The organism is Epilithonimonas sp. UC225_85, assembly GCF_042695135.1.
Taxonomy (GTDB): Bacteria; Bacteroidota; Bacteroidia; order Flavobacteriales; family Weeksellaceae; genus Epilithonimonas.
Genome location: NZ_CP170547.1, coordinates 1,525,024 through 1,544,920 on the forward strand (window position 1 = coordinate 1,525,024; position 19,897 = coordinate 1,544,920).

A 19,897-nucleotide genomic window follows, 5' to 3' on the forward strand; every position below is an offset into this window, starting at 1 on the left:
CAATAATAAAGAAATGAAAAATAATATAAAAAAATTCAAAATAATAACAATTGCGGCTACATTTGGTTTGCTGTTTATATCGACTTCTTGTGTCAAAGATTTAGAACAAGAACCACCAACAGGTTTAACATCTGCAAGTGTTTTTAAAGATTTTGCAAATTACCCAAGTGCCTTGGCAAAAGTTTATGGTGGTTTCGCAAGTGGAGGACAGGAATCAAACGGTGGAAATTCTGATATTAATGGTATTGATGGAAACTTTTCTCAATACACAAGAATGTTGTTCACTATGCAGGAATTACCAACAGATGAAGCAGTAATTGCTTGGAATGACGGTAACCTTCATACCATGCATAAAATGACTTGGGATTCATCAAACGAATTCATTGCTGGTACTTATTACAGAATTTTCACACAGATTGCTACCTCTAATGAGTTTTTGAGAAATTTGACAGATGACAAACTTGCATCTAACAATATTACAGGTGCCAATCTTACGGAAGCAAAATATATGAGAGCTGAGGCAAGATTTTTAAGAGCTTTGTCATACTACTATGCTCTAGATCTTTTTGGAAATGTACCATTTGTGGATGAATCTTATTTACCAGGATCTGTTACACCACCTAAGAGAATTGCACGTGCAGAATTATTCAATTTTGTGGAATCAGAATTACTTGCTGTAGCTAATGATTTGAAAGATGCAAAAACAAACGAATACGGACGTGCTGATAAAGCTGCAGCTTGGGCACTACTGGCTAAATTATATCTAAACTCGAATGTTTATAATGGAAGTAATCACAATACTGATGTAATTACTTATTGTAATAAGGTAATATCCGCTGGATATACACTAAAAACTAAATATTCAGACCTTTTCCTTGCAGATAATGACCAAAATAATCCGGAAGTAATTTTCCCAATTCTTTTTGATGGTGTTCACACACAAACTTCAGGAGGATCAACTTATCTTGTTCACGCTGCGGTTGGAGGATCTATGCCTGCTGAAGCTATGTTTGGAATCAATGGAGGCTGGGGTGGTCTTAGAACTACGAAAGCTTATGTTGGATTATTCACAGACAGCAATGATAAAAGAGGTAATTTTTACAAAGATGGACAAACGCTTGAAATTAACGATTTAGGAACTTTTACTGATGGTTATGCATTTGTAAAATATAAAAATCTAACCAGTACAGGAGGTTTTGGAACCGATGCTGCTAAAAATTTCTGCGATGCAGATATTCCATTGTTAAGATTATCAGATGTTTATCTAATGTATGCTGAAGCAACTTTAAGAGGCGGCAGCGGTGGAAACTTAGCTACGGCATTAGGATATGTGAATAACATCAGAACAAGAGCGGGTTATACATCTACACTATCTTCTATCAATCTTGATTTTATTTTAAATGAAAGAGGAAGAGAATTAGGATGGGAAATGACCAGAAGAACAGATTTAATTCGTTTTGGAAAATTTACAACAGCAGCTTATCTATGGCCTTGGAAAGGAAATATCAAAGATGGCGCAGCAGTTGGAGATTACAGAAACCTTTACCCGATTCCTGCAAAGGATATTATCGCAAACCCAAATCTAGTCCAAAATCCGGGCTATTAAGAAACAACTTATTTTGAGATGAAAACAAATATTTTAAATAAAATACTTCTTGGTTTTTTGGCTATCATTACAATGACAGCCTGTGACGACAGAGAATTAGTAACTGTAGAAAATACTTCTTCTGCAATGCTTGTAGACTTATCTACTACCAATTTATTTCTTGATCAGAATTTTCCTACCAACCCGGCACTTACTGTGACTTGGTCACCAGCAGGATATTCTGTTCCAGTAGCTGTAAGTTATAATGTTGAAGTTTCTGCTGACGAAGCTTTTACATCACCACAACTTGTAAGCAGCGTTACAGAATCAAACAGAACCGTAACTTACACTGCAAGTCAAATGAACGTTGCAGCCCAAGCTATTGGTTTAGCTGCTAATGTTTCCGGTAAAATGTATGTAAGAGTGACTTCATATTTAGGTAGTAACGCTTTGCAGGCAAAATCCAATGTTACTTCGTTGATGATAACACCATACAAATTGGTTTACCCAGATTTTTATCTTGTAGGAGCGGCTTCTTATGTTGGCTGGACGGCTTCATCAGCACAAATTTTCTATAAAGAAGATAACAAGTCTTATATCTATACATACTTAGAAAAAGATCAGAATTTTAGATTCTTAGGACAGATGGATTGGAGCCCGATCAATTACAGTATTGATGATAGTGGCACTGATGCAGGAAACAGATATTTCAAATCAACATCTTCAAACATAGTTTTTGGAGATCATGAGAATATGAAATTTACTGGAGAAACAGGAATTTATAAAGTTGTTATAGATGCTGATAAAGCTGTACAATCTTTAAACGCTACATTATCAACTATTCCTACATTTGACATTCCGCAGGTTTACCTGGTTGGTAATGTTGCAGGTGTTAATTGGGTAGCAGAAAATGCAGTAGATATGACCAAAACAGGTCCGGGCGTTTTTGAATATACAACAACTTTACCAGCGAATGCAGAGTTCAAATTCTTAGGCCAAAAATCTTTTGGAACTTTGGATTGGGGTAATATATCAGCTGACGGTAATTCTGGATTTATAGGACCAAAAAATGCAAATGGTAACATTAAATTTGTAGGAGACGGCGGTTCTTATAAAATTACGGTAAACATAAAAGCAGGGACTTATAAAATAGTTAAACAATAATCTTGCAATAATTATTAAAACATGAAAAATATTATAAAATCAATATTCGCATCTTTAGTTGTAGCATTATTATTTGTTGCTTGTACAGATGACGCAGACAGAGACTGGACTACTCCGGAAGCCAGTTTCAAATTATATAATACTACTCTTGGAAGTAATGTATTATATGAAACAATGAAGAGTAATCCTTTTGTTTTAACTTGGGACAAAACAGGATCATCAAACTACACAGTTGTATATTCTACAACAGAAGATTTTGCGACTAAAATTACTTTAGGAACGGCTACTACCAATACCTTTACAACAACAATTGGTGATATTAATAGTAAATTCCTTCAGGCAGGTTTGTCACCTTACGCTTCAAACACTGTTTATGTAAGAGTAGAGGCGGGTTCTGAAATTTCCAATGCGATAACTTTTGGTGTTACGCCTTATCCAATCGCTGGACCTATTGTTACTGCACCAACTGCCGGATCAACTTTAGTTCTTAATTCTGCAGATCAAACTGCTACTGCAACTACTGTTACTTGGAATGATTATTCCAGCTATGGTGTTGATGTAAAATATCTTGTAGAAGTTGCAAAAACAGGAACTACATCTTTTGCTTCTATCGGAGAAGTGACTAATGTAAAATCTTTGGCTGTAACCAACAAAGATCTTAATACAGCTGTAGTTAATACTGGAGCTACAATCAACGCACCTAATAATATAGATGTTAGAGTAACTGCTACTACAACTTCTACAGGTGGATCTATTGTGCTTAAGTCTGCTGTTGTTACATTCAAAGTAACACCATATCAGGTAGATTATCCTAACTTCTTCTTAGTTGGAGCTGCATCAGCGGCAGGCTGGGATGCTGCAGGTTCGATTAACTTGTATAAGCACGATAATATCTCAGAAATCTATACTTATTTGCAACCGGACGAATTCAGATTCTTAGGACAAGCAGATTGGAATCCAATCAACTATAGTATGGATGCTGATGGAATCAGAGCTAGCTACAAATATTTCAAAACAGTATCTTCCAATGTTGTAAAAGGAGCAGGTACTAATGATATTGAAAATATGAAATTTACAGGAGCTGCTGGTATTTACAAAGTTGTTATTGATGCAGATTTCGGAGTGAAATCTCTTACAGTGAGTTCTACTACAGTTTCTTGGGATATTCCAAACCTTTATTTAGCCGGGTCTATTCAGGGATGGAATGCAGCTACAGCATTACCTTTCCAACCTAAAGGAAATGGCGTATTTGAAAGTGACCCTCTTCAGATTCCTAACGGAGCCGAATTCAAATTCTTAGGACAGCAAGACTGGACTGGTAAAGAATGGGGGAATATACACGCTGCTGGTAACACAGGTTTCTTAGGACCAAACGGAGATAATAACAATATCAAATTTGATGGTGGAGATAATTTCTACATCATCACGGTTGATTTGAAAAAAGGAACTTACAAACTTGTTAAGTTGTAAAAAAATCCGAATCTAATACTTAAAGTGTTGCCCAAGTGCAACACTTTTTTTATATTGTAACACATATATAAACCTTAGAAAAATGAAAAAATTCACCATTGGAGCAGCTTTGCTCTCTATGATGTTTACAGGAATCAATGCGCAGAGTTTAAAATCTCCGGATGGCAAATTCGAAATGAATTTCCAGCTGAAAAACGGCGTTCCAGTTTATAATTTAAAATATAACGGGAATGTAGTGGTAGAAGATTCCAAATTAGGATTGAGACTTTTCAAAGATTCATCCATCAAGTTCGCTTCCGAGATTGCAAAACCGGAAGATGCAAGTTTTGACCTCAACAATGGCTTTACAAAAACAGCCGAAAAAAGAGATTCTAAAAACGAAACATGGCAGCCGATTCTCGGTGAGAAAAAAAATTATATCAATGATTATAACGAGCTTGCTCTTACCCTGAACCAAACTTCATCCGACAGAAATATCATCATTAAATTCAGATTGTTCAATGACGGATTAGGTTTTAGATACGAGTTTCCTCAACAGAAAAATCTTAATTATTTCGTAATCCGCGAAGAAGATTCCGAAATCGATTTCCCAACAGATATGAAAGCCTGGTGGATCGTTGCAGATTACGATTCTCAGGAATATCAATACCAAACCACGAAAATCTCCGAGATTCCAACTCAGTGGCCAAAAGCTTTTGACTCAAACGCTTCTCAGACTTTAATCAAAAATGCCGTTCAGTCACCATTAATGTTAAAAAAAGAAGGCAAAGAACCGCTTTATGTGAACGTTGGCGAAGCTGCAGTTATGGATTATCCGGCTTCTCATCTGGAAGTTGACGCTCAGAATTTTAAATTCAAAACGCATTTGACAGCTGACAGACAAGGCGCAAAAGGTTACATCCAAACGCCTTCTACAACGCCTTGGAGAACCATCATCGTTTCTCCAAAAGCTGAGGTGGTAATGGATTCCAAAATGATGTTCAACCTGAACGAACCTACAAAATACAAAGACACTTCTTACATCAAACCAACCAAATATATGGGCGTTTGGTGGGAAATGATTATCGGAAAATCCCAGTGGGCATACTCTACAGCAGATAATGTACACATTGGAGAAGATTTTTCTAAGTTAACACCCAACGAAAAAACATGCTGCCAACAATACCAAAGTCAAAGAATACATCGATTTTGCTTCTGCAAATGGTTTCCAGGGCTTGTTGATAGAAGGCTGGAACACTGGCTGGGAGGATTGGTTTGGCCATTCCAAAGAATTCGTTTTCGATTTCATCACGCCTTATCCGGATTTCGACATCAAAATGCTTAATGATTATGCGCATTCAAAAAATGTAGACTTAATTATGCACCACGAGACTTCCGGTTCTGCGACGAACTACGAAAGATGGGCTGACAAAGCTTTCCAGTTAATGAACAAATACGGCTACAAATCCGTAAAAACCGGTTATGTAGGCGACATCATTCCAAGAGGCGAGCACCATTATTCGCAATGGACGATTAACCATTACTACAGAATCGTAGAAAAAGCGAATGAGTATAAACTAATGGTAAATTCTCACGAGGCAGTACGTCCAGGAGGCGAAAGCAGAACTTATCCCAATTGGATTTCCGCAGAGGCGGCGAGAGGAACAGAATACGAAGCATTCGGCGGAAACAAGCCGGATCATCAGACAATCCTTCCTTTCACTCGTTGGATGGGCGGTTCTATGGACTACACGCCGGGGATTTTTCAGACCAAATTAGATTATTATTTTCCGGGAGATAAACGTTTCGTTCAGACCACTTTAGCAAAACAATTGGCGCTTTATGTCGTGATGTATATGCCGTTGCAGATGGCTGCCGATTTACCAGAGAATTACGCAAAACATATGGACGCTTTCCAGTTTATCAAGGATGTTGCGGCAGATTGGGACGACACCAAAATCCTTTCAGCGGAACCCGGCGATTATATTCACACAGCCCGTAAAGCAAAAGGAACAGAAAACTGGTTCGTAGGTGGCGTTACAGACGAAAATGCAAGAGATTACACCGTAGATTTTTCTTTCCTTGACAAAGGCAAAAAATATGAAGCAACAATCTACGAAGACGGCAAAGACGCTGACTATATAAACAATCCTCAAAGTTATCACATCTATAAAAAAATAGTGGACAGCAAAACAAAACTGCCTGTACATCTTGTAAGAAGCGGCGGTTACGCAATCTCTGTTAAACCTGTGAAATAAAATAATCCTTAAGACTCCTCTCCTTTTGGAGAGGGCTGGGGTGAGGACAAATACTTTTTAGGAGCTTAATCCCGCTTTCCGTTGCAATCTTTTTTTTCAAAAAAGGATTTCCACTACAATCGGGGCTATAGGCCTTTCAACACAAATCAATACTTTGTCAAATCGAAGATTCGGCGTAGCCAAAGCTTAAAACTTTGACAAAGTATTCTCCAAAATTTCAATCTTATGAAAAAAATAATCACATTTTCTTCTATCATACTTTCCTCCATTTTCTATTCTCAGGTTCAGAAAGTAGAACCTGCATTTTGGTGGAGCGGAATGAAAAATCCTGAACTTCAACTTTTGGTTTACGGAAAAGACATCAACAACCTTCAACCCGAATTCTCCAACGGAATCAAAATCAAGGAAATCAAAAAAGTTGAAAACCCCAATTACCTTTTCGTAACCATCGACACCAACGGAATTCAGCCCGGAAAAACCAAACTGAATTTCAAAAACGGAAACAAAACCGTTAAAACCATCGATTACGAATTCAAACAAAGACAACAGAATTCTGCCAACAGAGATTCTTACACTTCTTCAGATGTAATGTATCTGGTAATGCCAGACCGTTTCGCCAACGGCAATCCAAAAAATGACAACACACCGGACACAGCAGAGAAATCTGACAGAACAAAAACTGGCGGCCGCCACGGTGGAGATATTGCTGGAATCGTAAAAAACCTCGATTACTTGAGCGAATTAGGTGTTACAACACTTTGGAACACGCCATTGTTGGAAGATAACGAACCATCGTATTCTTACCACGGTTATGCACAAAGCAATTATTACAAAATCGACCCGCGTTACGGAACCAACGATGATTACAAAAATCTGGCTGACGAACTTCACAAAAGAAAAATGAAACTCGTGATGGATTATGTCACCAACCATTGGGGCTCAAAAAGTTGGATTATCCAGGATTTGCCTGCGAAAGATTGGATTCATTATTGGGAAGAAGGGAAAAATGGTTTCCAAAGAAGTAATTACAGAATGACCACGCAGTTTGATACCAACGCTGCAAAAGTAGACGAAGCCGCTTGTATGGACGGCTGGTTTGATACCACAATGCCGGATATGAACCAAAGTAATCAAATGGTTGTCAATTATATGGCCCAAAATGCAATCTGGTGGATAGAATATGCAGGTCTGGATGGACTTCGAGTAGATACTTATTCTTACAACGACAAAAAAGGTATCGCAGAATGGACAAAACGTATCACAGACGAATATCCGAAATTCAATATCGTGGGTGAAGTTTGGATGCAGGACCAGGCGCAAATGGCGTATTGGCAAAAGGATTCCAAAATCGCAGCAATCGAAGGTTATAATTCTCATTTGCCGTCGGTAATGGACTTTACACTTTTCGATGCAGTTGGTCAGGCTTTCAAAGAAGAACCGGGCTGGGATGCAGGAATGCAGAGAGTTTATGGGAATTTTACCAATGATTTTCTTTATCCGGATATCAATAATATTTTGGTTTTTGCAGAAAATCACGATACGAATAGATTCAATCAGAATTATCCAAAAGTTGAAGATTATAAACTGGCAATGAGCTTGATTTTAACCGTTCGCGGAATCCCGCAATTGTATTACGGTTCCGAAATCGGAATGGCGGGCGACAAAGGAAAAGGCGGTGACGGCGAGATTCGTCAGGATTTCCCAGGAGGTTGGGCTGGCGACAAAAACAATGCTTTCGCAAAATCCGGAAGAACAGTTTCTCAAAGCGAATACTTCGATTACACCAAAAAAATCCTAAACTGGAGAAAAGGAAATGAGGCGATTCATAAAGGAAAAACCTTGCATTATATTCCGAACAACAATGTTTACGTTTACTTCCGATATACGGATAGCAAAAGAGTAATGGTTGTCATCAATAACAACAAAGAAACTCAAAATCTGGATTTGAAGCGTTTTTCCGAAGGTCTTAATAATTTCACAAAAGGAAAAGACATCCTTTCTGACAAAGATTTTGATTTGAAAACAAATTTGTCTGTCGCTGGAAAATCTTCATTAATTTTAGAGCTTAAATAAAATTAAAATGAAAAAAATAGTTTCACTTTTCATCCTGACGTTCTTCATATTTTCAGGTTCAATTTCTGCCCAGAAAAAAGGCTTTTATGAAAATGTTCAGAAAAAGAATATCAATAAATTGTTAGACGATTTCAACACGCTTGCCGCCAATGCAGATTTTGATAAATACTTTGATTGTTTCGCGGAAGAATCCATTTTCATCGGAACAGACGCGACTGAAGTCTGGAACAAAAAAGAATTCAAAGAATGGGCAAAACCATTTTTCGATAAGAAAACAACTTGGAATTTCAAATCTTTAAAACGAAATATCTACTTCAGCAAAGACGGAAATTACGCTTGGTTCGATGAAATTCTTGATACCCAAATGAAAATTTGCAGAGGTTCCGGAGTTGTAGAAAAAATCGGTGGAAAATGGAAAGTAAAGCAGTACGTTCTTTCGGTAACAGTTCCAAATGAAGTCGTGGACGAAGTGACCAAAATCAAAGCACCAATCGAGGATGCGCTGATTCAGAAATTAAAATAATATATACCTTAAATAAACGATGACAAAAAAAATAAAACCAAATCTCTCCATCGCTCAGATTATCAATATGAGTATGGGATTTTTGGGAATCCAGATGGCATTTGGATTACAAAACGGAAACGCGAGCCGTATTCTCGCAAATTTAGGTGCAGACGTCCACGAACTTTCGTGGTTTTGGTTAGTTGCGCCAGTTACAGGCTTGATTGTTCAGCCAATCATCGGTCATATGGGCGACAACACTTGGAGTCCGCTCGGTAGAAGAAAACCTTACTTTTTAATTGGTGCGGTTCTTTGTGCCATCGGATTAGTTCTCCTTCCAAACGCTGCTTCCGTAACGCATATGATAGCCGCAAATGTTTTATTGTTAGCGGTAATTTTCCTTGCGATGATGGACTTCTCCGTTAATATTGCAATGGAACCTTTCCGGGCTTTGGTCGGTGATATGCTACCGAAACATCAGGGAACTTTAGGGTTTTCAATCCAGACTATTTTGATTGGAATCGGCGCAGTTATTGGATCGGAAATGCCAAGCTGGTTGACGAAATTAGGAATATCAAATGTTGCACCGGAAGGTTATGTTGCAGATAATGTGATCTACGCATTTTATATTGGTGCTACAGTTTTGATTGTTTCAATTCTCTATACGATTTTCACCACCAAAGAATATTCCCCGCAGGAATTTGCAGAGTTTGAAGGCGGGAAAGAATTAGTAGAAGAGCATTCGAAGTTTTCTGATATGTTCAAAGATTTTGCGAATATTCCAAATCTGATGAAAAAGTTAGGAATTGTTCAGTTCTTTTCCTGGTTTGCACTTTTTACAATGTGGGTTTTCACAACAAGTGCTTTGGCAACGCATCATTTTGGACTTTCTCCGGAAGATACAAAATCGGTTGAGTTTAATAAAGCGGGAGATTTGACAGGACATTTATTCGGACTTTATAATTTATTTGCAATTCCATTTGCATTCTTACTGACTCCAATTGCAAAAGCGATCGGGAAAAAACAAACCCATGCTTTAGCTTTGGCAAGTGGAGGTTTGGGATTGATTTCAATGTATTTTATCAAGGATATTTCGATGCTTTGGATTTCGATGGTAGGATTGGGATTTGCCTGGGCAAGTATTTTGGCAATGCCTTATGCAATGTTGATTGATGCAATTCCACAAAGGAAAATGGGCGTTTATATGGGGATTTTTAATTTCTTCATTGTAATTCCTCAAATTATCAACGGTGTTTTCGGAGGACCGATAGTATCTAATCTTTTTGGGAATATGGCGATTGATTACGTTGTCGTAGGTGGTGCTTGTATGTTATTGGGTGCTTTGATTACGTTGATTTTCATCAAATCTCAGGAAGAAACACCTAAGGAAATTGAAGAAGAAATCCAACAGGTTCATTTTTAATTAATGTCATACTGAGCTTGTCGAAGTATTTAAATATTCAAATCCACCAATTCGGTGGATTTTTCGTTTTTAGAGAGAATCCGAAGGATTCAATATCAGTAGCCGTAGATGAAACCTATGGAATTAGATTAGGAGAAGCAGCATCTATGGAACAAATAAAAATCTAAAAACAATCTTTATTACGATTTAGTTTTAAATTCTTACAGATTAGTTTTTACTTTCTGCACTTTAATTTTATATTCTTACGCAATATTTTTATATTCTTACAATGTAATTTTAAATTTTTACGAAGTTGTTTTATATTCATATAATTTAGTTTTAACTTTCTGCAGTTTAGTCTCACTTTCTTACAACTTCATTTTCACTTTTCACTGTTTTCTTTTACCTTGTTACAGTTTCGTTATACCTTCTTACGATTCCACCTTGTCTCCTCGCATTATAAAAACAACAATCTTTTATCAGAAATTTCTAAAAATTTGAATATTAATTCTAAAAACCTATGACCAAACTCAAATTTTAGGCATCGTAATTTTTACAGCTTTCACAAATTGAAAATCAATGCTTTATCTTTAATTTTTGTTTTGCTGAATATCGTATAAAAATCAATATTTTATGTGTTTTCAGTATTTTTAAAAAGAATTTTTTGTGAAAACATCAATGTTTATTGGAATTAGTTTATACATTTGTACCGTTGAAAACAAACAGATGAATAGCACAGTCATTATTCTTGTCATTCTTGTCATTATCGGATTCCGATGGTGAGTGATGGCTTGTACTAATTATTGAATTGAAATAATACAAACCATTCTCACTGCGAGGATGGTTTTTTATTTTCCAAAATCTAACAAACAAATATAAAATCGATACAAAATGTATTACAATGACGACAGTGTTCTCTTTTTTGATAGGGAATATGTAAAAGCAAAAGAAGCCAAGACCGATTTGTACGGTCAATCGTTACACTACGGATATGCTGTTTTCGAAGGGATTAAATCTTACAAAACGGCAAATGGAACCAAGATTTTCAAAGCAGAGGAACATTACGACAGACTAAGGAGGTCTGCCCAAACAATGATGATGCCTTTCGATTATTCAACAGAGGAAATGGTGGAAGCAACATACAAATTGTTGGAAATTAATAATTTATCAAACGCCTACATTCGGCCGTTGGTCATTTGTTCTCCAAATATGGCTCTGTCAAAAGGACAAAAAAGTTATCTCGTCATCGAGGTTTGGAATTGGGATAACGGTTATATGGCCAATCAAATGAGAGTTATGACTTCATCATTTGAACGTCCAAATCCAAAAGCTTTCAAAGTTGAAGCAAAAGTAAGCGGTCATTATGTAAACTCGATTTTGGCTTGTCAGGAAGCGAAAGACAAAGGTTTTGATGAAGCTTTGGTTCTGGATGCTGACGGAAATGTAGCCGAAAGTTCCGGTGCCAATATCTTCTTTGAGAAAGGCGGCAAGCTTTTCACGCCAGCAAAAGGAAGCATACTTCCTGGAATTACCAGAGCTACAGTTTTCGAAATCTGTGACCAACTGGGAATTCCTTACGAGGAAAAATTCTTCAAACCGGAAGAGATGAAAGGCGCAGATGCCGGCTTTTTCTGTGGAACAGCTGCCGAAATCGTCGCGTTAGGTTCTCTTGATGATGTTCCTTTCAAACTAAATTGGGAAGACAGCTTATCATCGAAAATTCAAACCGCTTATCGTCATTTGGTGCTAGAAGAAGATTATTCATACCTGAAATCAAACTTACAATATGTGTAACGTAGAACTTAATAAATATTCCAAAACCCTAACAAAAGACCCAACTCAACCTGCAACTCAGGCAATGTTCTACGGGATTGGTTTTGAAGAAGAGGATTTCGACAAGGCACAAATCGGAATCGCCAGTATGGGCTACGATGGCAACACTTGCAATATGCACCTGAATGGTTTGGCTGAAATCGTAAAAAAAGGAGTAAAAGAACAAAACTTAGTTGGCTTAATGTTCCACACCATCGGAATCAGCGACGGAATGACCAACGGAACAGACGGAATGCGCTATTCGCTCGTAAGTCGCGACATCATTGCAGATTCCATCGAAGCGGTTTGTGCAGGTCAATATTACGACGGATTGATAACCGTTCCGGGTTGCGACAAAAATATGCCGGGTTCTTTGATGGCGATGGCTCGTCTCGACCGCCCTTCAATTATGGTTTATGGCGGAAGTATTGCGCCGGGACATTACAAAGGTCAGGATTTGAATATCGTTTCTGCTTTCGAAGCTTTGGGAAACAAAATCGCAGGAAAAATTTCTGACGAAGATTTCAAAGGTGTCATAAAAAATTCCTGTCCAAGCGCTGGTGCGTGCGGCGGAATGTACACTGCAAACACAATGGCTTCCGCAATCGAAGCACTTGGGATGAGTTTACCATATTCTTCATCTTATCCAGCTTTAAGCAAAGAGAAAAAAGAAGAATGTCGGTTCGCCGGACATTACGTGAAAATCCTTTTGGAAAAAGACATCAAACCTTCAGATATAATGACTCCGAAAGCGTTCGAAAATGCTTTGAGACTGATTATGATTTTAGGTGGAAGTACAAATGCAGTTCTCCATTTTATTGCCATTGCGAAATCTATCGGCTACGATTTGACTTTAGATGATTTCCAAAAAATCAGTGATGAAACGCCATTTTTAGCTGACCTTAAGCCAAGTGGAAAATATCTGATGGAAGACCTTCACAATGTTGGTGGCGTTCCAGCGGTGATGAAATATCTTTTGGATTTAGGACTGCTTCACGGCGATTGCTTGACGGTAACAGGAAAAACGATTGCCGAAAATCTCGAACACGTAACATCAATTATTGAAAGAGACCAAAATATTATTCACGATATCAAAGACCCAATCAAAGCGACGGGACATATCAGAATTCTGTATGGAAATCTTGCTGAGAAAGGTTCTGTGGCGAAAATCACTGGGAAAGAAGGCAATTATTTCAAAGGAACAGCCATAGTTTTTGACGGCGAAAAAGAATTCATCAAAGGCATTGAAGAAAAAAAAATCAAGGAAGGAAATGTCGTCGTCATCAAAAATGAAGGGCCAAAAGGCGCACCCGGAATGCCGGAAATGCTGAAACCAACTTCCGCCTTGATGGGTTCTGGTCTCGGTAAAAATGTAGCATTGATTACCGATGGTAGATTTTCCGGAGGAACGCACGGTTTTGTTGTCGGCCATATCACGCCGGAAGCTTTTGCTGGAGGATTGATTGGATTGATAAAAGATGGAGACGTGATAGAACTGGATGCAGAAAAAAATACCATAAACGCATTGTTGTCAGAAGAAGAAATTGCCAAAAGAAAATCCGAGTTCGAACAACCAGAATACAAAGTGAAGCGAGGTATTTTATACAAATATGCTAAGTCTGTAGCCGATGCATCACAAGGTTGTGTAACTGATTTATAAATCAATAGGAACGGGCTTTAGCCCGTTTTCTTCAGCAGAAATTATTGGGCTTTAGCCAAAATTTAAAACATTTAGTATGAGTAATACCATTTCACAAATAGAAAATACAAAATTGGAACAGCAGAAAACGATAGAAATATCAGGTTCAAAAGCCGTTTTAGAAGCATTACTAGCAGAAAATGTACAAATAGTTTTCGGTTATCCGGGTGGCGCAATTATGCCGATTTATGACGCTTTGTACGACTATTCCGAAAAACTGAAACATATTTTGGTTCGTCACGAGCAAGGTGCCATTCACGCTGCACAGGGATTTGCTCGAACTTCCGGAAAGACGGGCGTTGTATTTGCAACCAGTGGTCCAGGCGCAACCAATTTGGTAACAGGTTTGGCAGATGCGATGATAGACAGCAACCCAATTGTTTGCATCACAGGTCAGGTTTTTGCCTCACTTTTAGGAACCGATGCTTTTCAGGAAACCGATGTAATTAATATCACGACGCCAGTTACAAAATGGAATTATCAAGTCACCGACGCCACCGAAATTCCGGAAGCGATTGCTAAAGCTTTTCATATTGCAAGCACAGGTCGGCCAGGTCCGGTTTTGATTGATATTACCAAAAATGCTCAAATACAGTTGTTCGAATATTTGGGATATAAAAAGTGTAATCACATCAGAAGTTATCGGCCAGAACCGGAAATCAGAAACGAATATATCGAGCAAGCTGCAGAACTTATTAATCAGGCAAAAAAACCATTTGTCGTTTTTGGACAAGGCGTGATTTTGGGAAAAGCGGAAGAAGAATTCAAAGCTTTTATTGAGAAGGTTAATCTTCCTGCAGCAGCTACTGTAATGGGGTTAAGTGCTTTGGAAACTCATCATCCTTTACACGTTGGAATGCTGGGAATGCACGGAAACTATGCTCCAAATGTAATGACCAACGAATGCGATGTTCTGATTGCAGTCGGAATGCGTTTCGATGATCGTGTAACTGGCCGTTTGGACAAATATGCAAAACAAGCGAAAGTTATTCATCTTGATATCGACCCAGCTGAAATTGATAAAAATGTAAAAACTACAGTGCCGGTTTGGGGAAATTGCAAAAAGACTTTACCAATGTTAACTGCGCTTCTTAACGAAAATGACCATTCAGCTTGGTTAAATGAATTCCGGGAATTGGAAAAAGAAGAAATCAAAGAAGTCATTCAGGAAGAACTCAATCCAACAACTGAAGTTTTGACAATGGGTGAGGTTATCAAAGTATTAAATGAATTGACAAATGGAGACGCAATTGTTGCAACAGATGTTGGTCAGCATCAAATGGTTGCAAGCAGATATGCGAAGTTTAACCAATCAAAATCCTGGGTGACATCCGGAGGTTTGGGAACAATGGGATTTGGTTTGCCAGCTGCAATTGGTGCTTGGTATGGAGCTCCGGAAAAAACGGTTGTAGCAATTATTGGCGATGGCGGATTCCAAATGACATTACAGGAATTGGGCACTATTATGCAGTTTGGGGCAAAGGTCAAAATTATGATTCTTAATAATGAGTTTCTTGGAATGGTGAGACAGTGGCAGCAATTATTCAATGAGAGACGCTATTCTTTCGTGAATATCACAAGTCCGGATTTTGTTGCGGTGGCAAAAGCTTACTACATTGATGGCCAAAGGATTTCAGAAAGAGAAAATTTAAAATCTGCTTTAGAAACGATGCTGAACCACGACGGCGCTTATCTTCTGGAAGTAATGGTGGACAAAGAAAACAACGTATTCCCAATGGTAACGCAAGGTTCATCGGTTTCCGAAATTCGTTTAAAATAAATTTCAATCAATAAGAACCCGAAAGGGTTTAATATCAGTAGCCGTAGGTGAAACCTATGGAATCAATTATGGAATCAATAAAAAACAAATGGAAAAACAAGAATTTACCATCACACTATACACCGAAAATTCCGTTGGATTAATCGGTAGAATTTCAGGGATTTTCTCACGAAGAAAAATCAATATCGAGAGTCTGAACACATCACCTTCCGAGGTGGACGGCATTCACAGATTCACGATTGTCATTAATGAAAATGATGAGGTTGTACGAAAACTTTGCCGGCAACTCGAGAAGCAGATTGACATTATGAAAGCCTATTTCAATACAGACGACGAGATTGTCTGGCAAGAGCAGGCACTTTACAAAGTTCCTGCAAATGTGGTTACAGAGAAAGTTTATGTCGAAAGATTGCTTCGTCAGTATGGCGCATCCACAGTTGTGATTCGACAAGATTACATCGTTTTCGAAACCGCTGGTCATCGTGAAGAAATTGACCGATTAACGGAAGAACTCAACAAATATGGTCTCATAGAATTTGTACGAGGTGCAAGAATCGCCATCATCAAAAACAGCCGAGGAATCCACGACAAAGTCCTCGAATTCGAGAGAAGAGAACCTTCCGCCGAAATCGTAGAAAACGAATTCCTGGACAAACGAGACGACGTTTTCACAATGTAAATAATAAAAAATAAAATCTTTTTTGAGCGTAAGCGCCTTTGTGAACTTAAAAACATTGAATCTTAAAAAAAACTTTGTGCGCTTTGTGTTCAAAATTCTAATCAATTATCAATAATCATTTATCAATTATAAAATATAATGGCAAATTATTTCAATACCTTATCACTCAGAGACCAGTTACACCAGTTAGCACAGGCAGATTTTATGGACAGTTCAGAGTTTTCTGACGGCGTTTCTGCTTTGAAAGGAAAGAAAATCGTAGTGGTAGGATGTGGTGCTCAAGGTCTGAATCAAGGTCTGAATCTAAGAGACAGCGGACTGGATGTTTCTTACGCATTGCGTCAGGAAGCAATCGACCAGAAGAGAGATTCGTGGAAAAACGCAACCGAAAATAATTTCAATGTCGGAACTTACGAAGAACTTATTCCGACAGCGGATTTGGTCATCAATTTGACTCCTGACAAACAGCATACTTCCGTGATTAACGCCGTTCAGCCTTTGATGAAAGAAGGCGCAACATTGTCCTATTCTCACGGTTTCAACATCGTGGAAGAAGGTATGCAAATTCGTAAAGATATCACAGTAATTATGGTCGCTCCAAAGTGTCCCGGTTCCGAAGTTCGTGCCGAATATCTCCGTGGTTTTGGTGTTCCAACCTTGATTGCTGTTCATCCCGAAAATGACCCGCAAGGCAAAGGTTGGGCAGAAGCGAAAGCTTATTGCGTGGGAACTGGCGGACATAAAGCCGGTGTTTTGAAATCCTCTTTCGTTGCCGAAGTGAAGTCCGATTTGATGGGCGAACAAACCATTTTGTGTGGACTTTTGCAAACCGGTTCTATCCTTTCGTTTGACAAAATGGTAGAGAAAGGTGTGGATGCAGGTTACGCTTCCAAATTGGTTCAATACGGCGTTGAGGTCATCACAGAAGCCTTGAAACACGGCGGTGTCAGCGGAATGTTAGATAGACTTTCCAATCCTGCAAAACTAAAAGCTTTCGAATTGTCAGAAGAATTGAAAGATATTATGCGACCACTTTTCCAGAAACATCAGGACGATATTATCTCCGGTGAATTCTCCAAAACAATGATGGAAGATTGGTCAAATGGTGACAAAAACCTCTTGAAATGGCGAGCTGAAACAAGAGAAACTGCTTTCGAAAAAACACCTGCTGGCGATGTGAAAATAGATGAACAGGAATATTTTGACAATTATCTTTTGATGTCGGCCTTCATCCGAGCGGGCGTTGAGTTGGCTTTCGAAACAATGGTCGAAGCCGGAATCAAGCCAGAATCTGCTTATTATGAATCCCTTCACGAAACCCCTTTGATTGCCAATACCATAGCCAGAAAAAAATTGTTCGAAATGAATCGTGTGATTTCCGACACTGCAGAATACGGCTGTTACCTTTTCGACCAGGCTTGCAAACCTTTGTTGGCGGATTTTATGAAATCGGTGGATACAGATTTGGTCGGAAAAGACTTCAACGAAGGGAAAAATGCGTCGGTTGACAACGCCCAATTGGTTCACGTGAACGATATTTTGAGGAATCATCCCGTAGAAATTGTCGGCAGAAAACTGCGTCAGGCAATGACCGCGATGAAGTCTATTAAAACAGTTTAAAGTTAGGAGCTAATCCCGCTTTCCACTATATCTTTTGCTCTTCGTTCCTCATCACAAAAGGATGCCGCTGCAATCGGGGCTAAGGGATTCGTCATAAAAATAAAGTTTGTTCATAAATTCAAATTTTGTCATTGCGTAGTAATATCCACAGCTAAGTTTAGATTCATACGGAATGACAAACCGAATTTTAAAAAGCTTTGCTGAGTTTTATGCCTTTGTGAAACTTAAAAATAGTTATTAATGAAAAAAAACTTTGTGCACTCTGCGTTCAAAAATTAAAATAACAAAATGTCAATCCCAATCATCCAAATTTCAAACCTAAATTTCCAATATAATAAACCAATATTGAAAGATTTAAACTGGGAAATATCTTCCGGAGAATGTTGGATGTTAGGCGGATTAAGCGGAAGCGGGAAAACAACTTTAGCCAAAATTATTTCAGGAGAAATCAAGAATTTTGAAGGAAAAGTTGAGGTCAAGTTTGATGAAAATTCAGAATTGTCAGAGAAAGTTCTGTATGTTTCCAATTGGTTTCAGTTCAGCAATCTGGAAGGTGACCGCAATTTTTATTATCAGCAACGTTATAATCAATTTGCCAAAAATGATACACTAACTGTTTTTGCAGAAATGAATCATTTCGGAAAAGAAGAAAATCTGGATTTCGCAATATTAGAATCTTATTTAAAACCTTTTGGATTTGAGAATTTTAAAAATCAGCAATTGATAGAATTGTCGAGTGGTGAACACAAAAAATTACAATTGTTGAAAGCACTTTGGCTAAAACCTCAGGTTTTGGTTATCGACCAACTTTACACAGGTTTGGATGTAAAATCAAGACAGTTTTTGAATCAGGCTTTTGATGATTTAATTAAAGAAAATGTCACTTTGATTTTAATTAATAATGATGACGAATATCCGGAAAGTGTTCAATATTTTGTTGAAATAAAAAATGGGAAATTAGTTCACAGAAATTCAACAAAAGACTTTTCAAAAGGCGAAGAAAGAACACCAAAATCACTTCCTTTTTTCTTGCAAAATAATCAGGAAAACCAACAGGAAAGTCTCATCGAACTAGAAAATATTAATATTTCTTACGGCGAAAAACAAGCTCTGAAAAATATCTATTGGGAAGTCAATATCGGTGAACAATGGCTATTGCAAGGTCATAACGGTTCGGGGAAATCAACCTTGTTAAGTCTATTGAATGGCGACCATCCTCAAGCTTATGCCAATGAAATTCATCTTTTCGGAAAAAAGCGGGGAAGTGGTGAAAGTATTTGGGATATCAAAGAAAAAATCGGAATGATTTCGCCCGAACTGCACTGGTATTTTGATATGACTGCAAATGTCGGACAAACCATAGCTTCTGGATTTTTTGATTCGATGAGTTTGTATCAGAAACTGAGTTTTGACCAGCAACAGCAATTGGAGCAGATTCTTTATTTCTTCGATTTAAAAGAAGATAAAAATAAGAAGTTAAATACTTTACCACTCGGAAAACAACGTTTGGCTTTGCTCGCAAGAACATTGATTAAGAAACCAAAACTCCTGATTCTGGATGAACCTTGTCAGGGAATGGACAACGAGCAGACGCAATATTTCAATCAGGTAATTGATGATTTGGCAAGTCAAGGACAGTCTTTGATTTACGTTGGACATTTTGAATCTCAATTACCAAAAAAACTCAGTCACAAACTCGTTCTGGAAAACGGAAAAGTGAAAATTAATAATCGAGTAGAATTAATAAAGTATTGAAGGATAATTTACTCTCGCAGATTTAGCAAATTAACAATTTTAAATCTGCCCAATCAGCAAAATCTGCGAGAATTATAAAAATTATTAAAACAATTAAGTTTAAAAACAAAACCAAAGAA

The 19,897-nt window shown here is 37.9% G+C and carries 12 protein-coding genes and 1 pseudogene; all 13 read left to right on the forward strand.

Features of this window, described 5'->3' with window-relative positions:
- Positions 1 to 13 precede the first annotated feature (13 nt).
- The gene (locus ACFJGY_RS07210) at positions 14 to 1,606 is read left to right on the forward strand and encodes a RagB/SusD family nutrient uptake outer membrane protein (protein ID WP_379969540.1); all 1,593 of its coding nucleotides are present in this window, start codon (positions 14 to 16) and stop codon (positions 1,604 to 1,606) included.
- Between the two features lie 18 nt (positions 1,607 to 1,624).
- Positions 1,625 to 2,749, forward strand: coding sequence for a SusE domain-containing protein (locus tag ACFJGY_RS07215; RefSeq protein ID WP_379969542.1), 1,125 nt, complete (start codon positions 1,625 to 1,627; stop codon positions 2,747 to 2,749).
- Positions 2,750 to 2,770: 21 nt separating this feature from the next.
- A complete protein-coding gene (locus ACFJGY_RS07220; protein ID WP_379969544.1) occupies positions 2,771 to 4,219 on the forward strand; it encodes a SusE domain-containing protein in 1,449 nt (482 codons plus the stop codon).
- Positions 4,220 to 4,301: 82 nt separating this feature from the next.
- A pseudogene (locus ACFJGY_RS07225) lies at positions 4,302 to 6,456 on the forward strand (glycoside hydrolase family 97 protein).
- Between the two features lie 225 nt (positions 6,457 to 6,681).
- Positions 6,682 to 8,529 carry a glycoside hydrolase family 13 protein gene (locus ACFJGY_RS07230; RefSeq protein ID WP_379969546.1) on the forward strand — a complete coding sequence of 616 codons (1,848 nt, stop codon included), beginning with the start codon at positions 6,682 to 6,684 and terminating at the stop codon, positions 8,527 to 8,529.
- A 7-nt stretch (positions 8,530 to 8,536) separates the two neighbouring features.
- On the forward strand, positions 8,537 to 9,052 hold the full coding sequence (locus ACFJGY_RS07235) for a nuclear transport factor 2 family protein (RefSeq protein WP_379969548.1): 516 nt from the start codon (positions 8,537 to 8,539) through the stop codon (positions 9,050 to 9,052).
- A 19-nt stretch (positions 9,053 to 9,071) separates the two neighbouring features.
- Positions 9,072 to 10,454, forward strand: coding sequence for an MFS transporter (locus ACFJGY_RS07240; RefSeq protein WP_379969550.1), 1,383 nt, complete (start codon positions 9,072 to 9,074; stop codon positions 10,452 to 10,454).
- Between the two features lie 870 nt (positions 10,455 to 11,324).
- On the forward strand, positions 11,325 to 12,227 hold the full coding sequence (gene ilvE / locus ACFJGY_RS07245) for a branched-chain-amino-acid transaminase (RefSeq protein WP_379969552.1): 903 nt from the start codon (positions 11,325 to 11,327) through the stop codon (positions 12,225 to 12,227).
- Positions 12,220 to 13,905 (forward strand): dihydroxy-acid dehydratase, encoded by a 1,686-nt coding sequence (gene ilvD, locus ACFJGY_RS07250; protein ID WP_379969554.1) that lies wholly within the window; start codon positions 12,220 to 12,222, stop codon positions 13,903 to 13,905. The genes ilvE and ilvD overlap by 8 nt, the downstream gene beginning before the upstream one ends.
- Positions 13,906 to 13,981: 76 nt before the next feature.
- Positions 13,982 to 15,724: a biosynthetic-type acetolactate synthase large subunit gene (gene ilvB / locus ACFJGY_RS07255; RefSeq protein ID WP_379969556.1), complete on the forward strand. Its 1,743-nt coding sequence runs from the start codon at positions 13,982 to 13,984 to the stop codon at positions 15,722 to 15,724.
- Positions 15,725 to 15,812: 88 nt separating this feature from the next.
- Entirely contained in the window at positions 15,813 to 16,403 is a 591-nt protein-coding gene (gene ilvN, locus ACFJGY_RS07260) for an acetolactate synthase small subunit (protein WP_063969542.1), read from the forward strand.
- Between the two features lie 138 nt (positions 16,404 to 16,541).
- Positions 16,542 to 18,023 (forward strand): ketol-acid reductoisomerase, encoded by a 1,482-nt coding sequence (gene ilvC, locus ACFJGY_RS07265; RefSeq protein WP_379969559.1) that lies wholly within the window; start codon positions 16,542 to 16,544, stop codon positions 18,021 to 18,023.
- A gap of 345 nt (positions 18,024 to 18,368) precedes the next feature.
- Positions 18,369 to 19,778, forward strand: coding sequence for an ATP-binding cassette domain-containing protein (locus ACFJGY_RS07270; protein WP_379969561.1), 1,410 nt, complete (start codon positions 18,369 to 18,371; stop codon positions 19,776 to 19,778).
- Positions 19,779 to 19,897 lie beyond the last annotated feature (119 nt).